This is a genomic window from Acidithiobacillus albertensis (assembly GCF_001931655.1).
Lineage (GTDB): Bacteria > Pseudomonadota > Gammaproteobacteria > Acidithiobacillales > Acidithiobacillaceae > Acidithiobacillus > Acidithiobacillus thiooxidans.
In genome coordinates this window covers 22,801-28,800 of the sequence record NZ_MOAD01000016.1, presented here as the reverse complement: position 1 = coordinate 28,800, position 6,000 = coordinate 22,801, and the positions used below count along the sequence as shown (strand labels likewise).

Below are 6,000 nucleotides of genomic sequence, written 5' to 3'. Positions count from 1 at the left end.
TCATGATCACACCCACCTATACAAACGATGGATATTTTATTCGTGATGAATTGTCCTATGTGCGTCTAAGCAATTACACTACCGGTTTTGGTAATGATAACAGACCAGACCAGATCCGGGATATTCTTGAAACCGGCTTCTGGTTCTAAAACAAGTTAGTTTTAAAAAGGAACGCTTGCTAGACGCAGGCGTTCCCTATGTCGTTAATCTATTTATGGGGGCTGGATGTAGCAAAAAGACAGAGTATCTCCCCTGCAATATGGGCGGCAGCAATGGCCGTAATTTCACCATGGTCATAAATGGGTGCCACCTCCACGACATCGGCACCAACCAGATTCAAACCCTCCAAACCCCGCAGTATGCCCAACACCTGGGGGTTACTCAGACCACCCAAAACCGGCGTACCGGTTCCCGGCGCAGTAGCCGGATCCAGACAATCAATGTCAAAGGTCAAATACACTGGACCATCTCCAAGTATCTCGCGGATTCGCCCAACCAGGTCTTTCTCCGAAAACTCATGCACCATTGGCGCTGGCAGCTGGTGAATACCCAAGGTGTCATCATTCCAGGTACGAATCCCTACCTGTACTGAATGATTTACGTCAATTAGACCCTCCTTTACGGCTTTGTAAAACATCGTCCCATGACTGATACTTTCGCGACTTTCGTCGGGCCAGGTATCGGTGTGCGCATCAAAATGCAGCAAATGCATTGGCTGCCCAATGAATTCTGCAAACGCAGCTAAAAGAGGGTAGCTGACAAAGTGATCTCCCCCGAAGCTGAGTAATTTTACGTCCCGATGCAAAATTGACAACGCATGGGTTCGGATTTGTTCATAAATGACCAATGGATGATGTGCATCTAATTGCAAATCACCCAAATCGACGCCCCTGAGTCTATCCAAGGGATTGAAACCCCATGGGAACATTTTGCGTCTTGCCAACTGTGCACTTGCCGCGCGGATTGCCCCCGGACCAAAGCGGGCACCTGGACGATAGGTTGTCGCCAAATCAAAGGGAATTCCAGAAATGACAACATCTGCGGATCCATCCTCTCCAAAATCCGAGGGACACCGCATAAAAGTGGAAATACTGTTGTAGGTATTGATTTCCGGCTTTTGCCAGACATCAGAAGTTGGTCCACTGTGTTCTTGTTCCATGAGTATCTCCTGACTACAAAATCCTGTTGCTACAATTCAACTGGCCCCATCTCCAAAAGACAATCTCCTGGACCTGGATTTTGTGGATGTGATTGACCACCTAGATGATGCAGGACGCCCCAGACAGCATTGAGGGCCGTTTGAATAGCCCCTTCTGCCCACCCGGGTGTAAAAGAAATATCGTCACCCGCGAGAAAAACACCTCTTTGCCCAATTGGAAAGGTTCTTTGATCAAAGTGACTGTACATCATTCTGTTGTATCGATAGTGGCCAGGTAAAGCCCCCTTGAAAGCGCCCAGAAAATTTTCTTCCATTTCCCACGAGATCGTGACAGGGTTGCTTTTAATATGACTTGCAATATCCACATCAGGATAAATTTTCGACAAGGATGATAAAGACAGTCTGGTACGTTTTTCGATGGAAAGAGGTAACATTTTCAGTGCGTCCCCCATCCACGAGTAGGTCAAGCAAATAACTGCCGGTCGCTCCAGTCCATACTCAAAAAGATAGGTACCCCGTGTCAAACGATCTGTGAGTGTCATACTCAGCGACTGAGTATCCACATTGTAGGGTGGATGCTTCCAGAAGGGTCGATCCACAAGCACGAAGGTTTTGGATGACTGCATATAGCGGGTTCGATCCAAAGCCATCCACATACGGTCAGAAAAAAGGGCCTCTTCTACTTCAATAGACGTAGTCAACAACCAGCTCTGGCAGGTCAACACAACGGCCGCATAAGATTCGGTCATACCCCATTCATTTTCGAGTACCAGAGAGGCACCATCCGCATGGCGATATATCCGTTTTACTTTACCGTGTGGAGCCCCGCCGTTCACTTCTTGCAAAGATCTATCATGATGACAGCGATGGCTCCAAAGACCACAGGGTACCTGCTGAGCACCGCCCTTCACCATGTATTGATGATCATCAAACCCACAAAAAACTACCCGAAAAATTTCCAGCATCGTGTTCTGAAAATCTGAGTCCCATCCCCCCGTACCAAAACCAATTTGTCCGAAGGTTTCCTTGAATTCATAGGGAAGGTTCACAAATGCCTGCGCACTACATAAAAAATCATAAAATGTCCGGTCATCCCAGCATCGGACCAAATCATTCCAAATTTCCTTGATGTTGGTAACATCTTTTTCGCGCATGGCTTGCTGCAGCTTGTCCATTTGCCCGACTTCATTGAGAGCCTTGCGCCAAGCACTCATGATATGCGTAAAACTGCCTGGGAAATCTTCCATACGACTTCCATGGTAGCGTTTTCCCAGAAGCTCGACAGTGGTATGCCCCGCCGCCTCGGAAATGGGATTTGGAAAAGCTTGCCTGCGCAGATTCAGCAAATCTGCATAATGCCAGAATAGTTTACCCGACGCAGGGAATCTCATCCCGCCAAGTTCAGCAACAATATCGCTATCGACCCCTTCAAAGCGATGAGAACGCAGGCGCCCACCTATCCAACCCGCTTCATAAATGACAGGCCGCAAGCCAAGACGCATTAATTCATAGGCTGCGACCATACCCGCTATACCTGCTCCGACAATAGCTACAGGTGCTCCCTTTCTCTCCTCTGGCAAGCTTCCCAATCCATGTTGGGCCGATAACCAGGACAAATAATCAAAGGGAAAGTCCGGACATAATGCCTGAAAATCCAGGGAATCTGACATCATCTTCTCACATTCCAATGTCCGGCATATCACCTAATTGTTCCAGATAAGACCGGGACTCAGAATGTGGTACAGCACAATAAAGGGCTAACCGTAATACTATCAAACTGAATAAGGCTACCAGCAACATGTCCCAATAAAATGGTATCCAGCCAATGCCTCCTACCTCTGAAGTCCCCAATTTGGTGAGAATCCACATGCCTCCAAAATAGGGAATCAACCACCAACCATAATTCCAGCCAAAGGCAGTGATCTTGTGCTGCCCGGTGATGTAAAACCATAGCAAAGCTAGTATCATGAAAATCAGTAACATACCAAAGAGAAAATTCAGCGTTCCTACACCTGACCAAAAAATAATCAGATTAGCTGCGATGAAGGCAAAAGGAGCGATAATGGGAGCAGCCCACAAACGAAAAGGTCGATGTAAGTCAGGCGCAGCTTTACGGAGTTGCAAAAGGACAATGGGCCCCAAACCATAAGAAAGTGACGTTATGGATGCTACATAGGTGGTCATTTTCTGCCACGACGGAAAAGGTAGCAAGAATAAAAATCCCACACCAATCACTACAAACACCGCGATAAATGGCACCCCAATTTTATTGATAGTCGTCAAGTTGGACGTTGGTTTTTTAGGATACAACTCACCAATGGCCATGGTGATGCGAGAACTGGTCGTTGTATACATCATTGCGGTACCAGCAGGAGATACCAAGGCATCAGCGTAAAGCAAATAAGCCAGCCATCCCAAGCCCAGCATCCCGGCGATGGCCGCGAAAGGTCCGTTAATACCCGGAAAGTTGACCCCTGCCCACCCTTTTGCCGCCAGATAATGAGGATCTACCCCCAGGAGAAAAGCGCATTGCAGCCCCACATACACCACAATGCCAATCACTACTGACACGGTTACCCCTACAGGTATACTGACTCGTGGATTTTTTGCTTCGCCTCCCAGTTCTACTGCCTGCCGAAAACCCAGATAACTAAATACAATGCCCGTAGTCGCAATGCTGGCAAACATACCCTTCAGATAGTCAGCATGATGGGCGGCTGTCACATGCAGATTCTCGGGATGAAATGCATAACTCAAGAACAGAACGATGGTAATCAAGGGAATGAGTAATTTAATGACCATCAGCACGCGACTAACATTGAGAATGGTCCCTATTCGAAGCATATTGATAGCGGCCAATAAGATCAGCAGACTGCCACTGACCACCAGCCCCAGCCCACTCAATAAAGAACTGTTGGACTGCAACAGCCCAGGGATATAATTATTCGCGTAGGTCACCATAGCTACCACTTCCGTGGGTGCCGTAGTGACATAGCCCAGAAACAATATCCAGGTCCAGACCATAGCCAACATGGGGCCATTTCCCACCCGACTGATGTGCACAGCTCCGCCGCTACGGGGAATCAGGGGCCCCAATTCGGCATAACAAAGAGCGAGGGATAGAATTAATAGGCCACCAATGGCCCAAGACCAGATACCATAGGGCCCCGCGACCTGAGCAGTCAGCATCGGGCCCAGCAGCCAGCCCGAACCAATAATTCCAGTAAGACTCGCGAATAGCAGACCCAACATGGTCCCTTCTCGCTTCAGACCCTTGGCGAGGAAAAGTTTTCCGTGTTCTGTTCCACCTTGCGGATGGTTTATTGACATAATTATGCTCCTGCGGCGTTGTTCGTGTTTTTAACACAATATTTTAAGCAGAAACTGTGCCACCATCTGTAGCCAAGATTAATATGTACTTTTTAGTACAACACGAGGAATCAACGCACAATATTGAAGCGCTTTGCACCAGACTGGCGGTACATTTGCACCAGATATTAACAAATTAGAGCTCAGCTTTTTTTTCGGAGAACGCTTTTTGCCAAAACTCCGCATTTCCAGCTACCGGGTTATGATAGGGAGCAAACCCCAAACTACGGTATAACGCCTTGGCAGGTAGATTGTTTTCCAGAACCTCAAGGGTGATCTTGCAAAATCCCGCTTGCTTCGCCTCTTCGGCTATGTGCAAGAGCAGGGCTTTACCCACCCCCTGCCCCTGAAAAGCCTCTGATACATAAAAATCATGGATATTGAGCAATGGCGCGCACTGAAAAGTCGAAAACCCCTCCAGACAAATAGCCATAGCCACGGGATTAATTTGGTCATAGGCCAGAAACGCGTGTACCCAACTTCTTTCTCCCAATGCCTGCCAAATCGCTGCAAGACTGCTGGTACTCAGAGCCTCCCCCTGCCCTACCGGCAGACGGGCATAGCTATTCAGGAGTGTGGTCAGTGCCTGTCGGTGCTCTTCCGAGGAAAAATTTACCCGTACTACTTTCAGTTCCACGTTTTCATGCCTCCAATATCCGGATATATTCTGCCGCATCGCGGTAATCATTGAGATAATCATTCAATACTCTTGCAGAATGCACCGTAGCATGATGAATGTCGGCGACCAACAATTGCTCTCCAGCCTCAGCACGGATTATATCGTTTCCAAATGGATCACAAATAACGCTTTTCCCAAAATAATCGGACATCGCATCATGCCCAAAATAATTGGCATAGACAACAAACATCCCATTTTCTTGGGCTCGCGCAGGAATCAGGCGATCTGATACTGATTCAAACGGACGCATATTCGCTGTCGGGACCACCAAAATTTCTGCGCCACTCAATGCCAAGGTTCTTGCCACCTCAGGAAACTCTACGTCGTAACAAATTGCAAAACCTATACGAAATCCTTGTAGCATAATCGGCAAACAATAGCCTTGCCCCGGACTGAATTGTGTCCGATCTACACTGCCGAATAACATAACTTTCCTATAAGTCTGTAATAGTTCCCCGCTGGACGAGATGACGTTGATGGAATTATGGACAAAACCAGCCTCGTCACGCTCAGGATAGCCGTAGACAACATTCAAATTAGCTGCTCGCGCACAAGCGGCGATACTCTGCATCGATGCTCCGTTGGCATATTCGGCCAGCGTTTGTACCGCCTGCAATCCGATGGCATAACCCGTCAAATACATTTCCGGAAAAACCAGCAAATCAACACGTTGACTAACTGCGGATATCACCACCTCTTTTAATTTATTCAGGCGGGCGGAAACATTTTCATCGTCTGTTGATGATTGATAGATTCCGACACGTAACTGGCCTGCATCTGACATTGGCATTGA

Annotated in this window: 5 protein-coding genes; all 5 read right to left on the bottom strand. The window is 47.7% G+C overall.

Annotated features, from left to right (window positions below; genetic code table 11):
- Window positions 1–208 precede the first annotated feature (208 nt).
- Window positions 209–1,159, bottom strand: coding sequence for an agmatinase (gene speB / locus BLW97_RS16000; RefSeq protein WP_075323911.1), 951 nt, complete (start codon window positions 1,157–1,159; stop codon window positions 209–211).
- A 29-nt stretch (window positions 1,160–1,188) separates the two neighbouring features.
- Window positions 1,189–2,832 (bottom strand): flavin monoamine oxidase family protein, encoded by a 1,644-nt coding sequence (locus tag BLW97_RS15995; RefSeq protein WP_075323910.1) that lies wholly within the window; start codon window positions 2,830–2,832, stop codon window positions 1,189–1,191.
- 4 nt (window positions 2,833–2,836) lie between these two features.
- Window positions 2,837–4,489 (bottom strand): APC family permease, encoded by a 1,653-nt coding sequence (locus BLW97_RS15990; RefSeq protein WP_075323909.1) that lies wholly within the window; start codon window positions 4,487–4,489, stop codon window positions 2,837–2,839.
- A gap of 175 nt (window positions 4,490–4,664) precedes the next feature.
- Window positions 4,665–5,165: a GNAT family N-acetyltransferase gene (locus tag BLW97_RS15985; protein WP_207650635.1), complete on the bottom strand. Its 501-nt coding sequence runs from the start codon at window positions 5,163–5,165 to the stop codon at window positions 4,665–4,667.
- A gap of 4 nt (window positions 5,166–5,169) precedes the next feature.
- Window positions 5,170–5,997, bottom strand: coding sequence for a carbon-nitrogen hydrolase family protein (locus tag BLW97_RS15980; protein WP_143214943.1), 828 nt, complete (start codon window positions 5,995–5,997; stop codon window positions 5,170–5,172).
- Between the last annotated feature and the right edge of the window lie 3 nt (window positions 5,998–6,000).

What these genes read in the sequence shown, in the direction of transcription:
- BLW97_RS15980 (WP_143214943.1), bottom strand. Translation starts at nt 5,997, where the DNA reads ATGCCAATGTCAGATGCAGGCCAGTTACGTGTCGGAATCTATCAATCA.
- BLW97_RS15990 (WP_075323909.1), bottom strand. Translation starts at nt 4,489, where the DNA reads ATGTCAATAAACCATCCGCAAGGTGGAACAGAACACGGAAAACTTTTC.
- speB (WP_075323911.1), bottom strand. Translation starts at nt 1,159, where the DNA reads ATGGAACAAGAACACAGTGGACCAACTTCTGATGTCTGGCAAAAGCCG.
- BLW97_RS15995 (WP_075323910.1), bottom strand. Translation starts at nt 2,832, where the DNA reads ATGATGTCAGATTCCCTGGATTTTCAGGCATTATGTCCGGACTTTCCC.